At 56.2% G+C, this 1,320-nt stretch carries 1 protein-coding gene; it reads right to left on the bottom strand.

Features of this window, described 5'->3' with window-relative positions; genetic code table 11:
• The coding region (tnpC, locus tag FDY93_RS19210) for an IS66 family transposase (RefSeq protein WP_138237374.1) at nucleotides 1-1,297 on the bottom strand (1,297 nt) is incomplete at its 3' end.
• Nucleotides 1,298-1,320: the final 23 nt, after the last annotated feature.

Below are 1,320 nucleotides of genomic sequence, written 5' to 3'. Positions count from 1 at the left end.
GTGAACCCTTCATCACCTTGCCGACCTGTTTTTCCAACCAGGTTTTGAAGGTTTCGAGCAACGGTAAACTCAGCGCCTGACGAACCTTGTATTTTTCGGTATCGCTGCGGTCCCGGGCTTCGCGCTCAATGGCATAAAGCTTGCGGATATACCCCAGGGCGATGTCTGCCTTGGAGATTTTGCTTTTTTTAGCTTTTTTTGCACCACCCGGAGCCGCTTTGCTGGCTTCGATGAATTTACGGCGCGCATGATCCCAGCAGCCGATCCGGGTGATGTTGTTTTCACGGCACACCCGACCATAGCCGGAGTAACCATCCGCCTGCAGGATACCGGCAAAGTCATCCAGCAGGCGCACGGGGACGCTACCTGCACGGGACGGGTCGTATTCGAACAGCACGGACGGTTGACCCGGTGGGCCACCGCGGGTGATCCACATCCACTTGTCGGATTGAGTACTTTTTCCGTCTTCCTTCAGGACCTGGATCCGGGTTTCATCCGCCTGCAGGTAGTGGCTGCTATTCTGGACTTCGCGTATCAGGTTGATGAGCGGCCGGAAGACATCCTCCAGGCGGATAATCCAGTGCGCCATACTGGTTCGCCCAACCTCGTGCCCCAGCCGCTTCAGCATCTGCTCCAGGCGATACAGCGGCAAGCCGTCGGCGTATTTTGAGGTGATGATATAGGCCAGCAGTGAGGTGGTGGCAATGCATTTTCCCAGCGGATGTACGGGGCGCTTGGCTGCAATGATGGTTTCGCTGCCGTCACGTTCGAACACTGCCTTTTCCTGCCAGATTTCCAGTACTTTGAGCTGGGCGGGGATAAACTGCAGCTCCTCTTTCACTTTGGTGAAGAAGGTTTTACTCGCGCCGGCCTTTTCCTCTTCCGACAGTGTCAGTTCGATACGCTCGCGCACCAGTTTCCCGCTGAAGCCACGCTGGCGTTTCTTCGCCGCTTTGGGTTCCGCCGGTGCGATATCCTCGGGGAGCTGCTCCAGCAGCGCCTCGATCTCCGCTTCCATCTCGGCTTCATCGAACAGGTGGATCTGGTGGGTATGCTTTTCGCTACTGGCAGCGAACTGCTGGGCCTTCTTCAGGCGCAGCTGCTCTTCCAGCAGGGCAATGTAGTGATCGCGCTGCTGGATGGCTTTGTGTTGGGATTGAAGTGAATGATCCAGGGATTGAATGGCTTCATCCCTGGATTGCAGGGCCTGTTCTTTTTGCGCCAGCTGTTGCTGGAAGTCGCCAATCACCGCCAGCAACTCCGCAGTGGATAAACCACTGTAATCGCTTGTATTGATGGGAGTGCTGGGCGCCTTTTTCA

The organism is Microbulbifer harenosus (assembly GCF_005771435.1).
Lineage (GTDB): Bacteria > Pseudomonadota > Gammaproteobacteria > Pseudomonadales > Cellvibrionaceae > Microbulbifer > Microbulbifer harenosus.
This window is presented reverse-complemented; position numbering and strand designations above follow the sequence as displayed.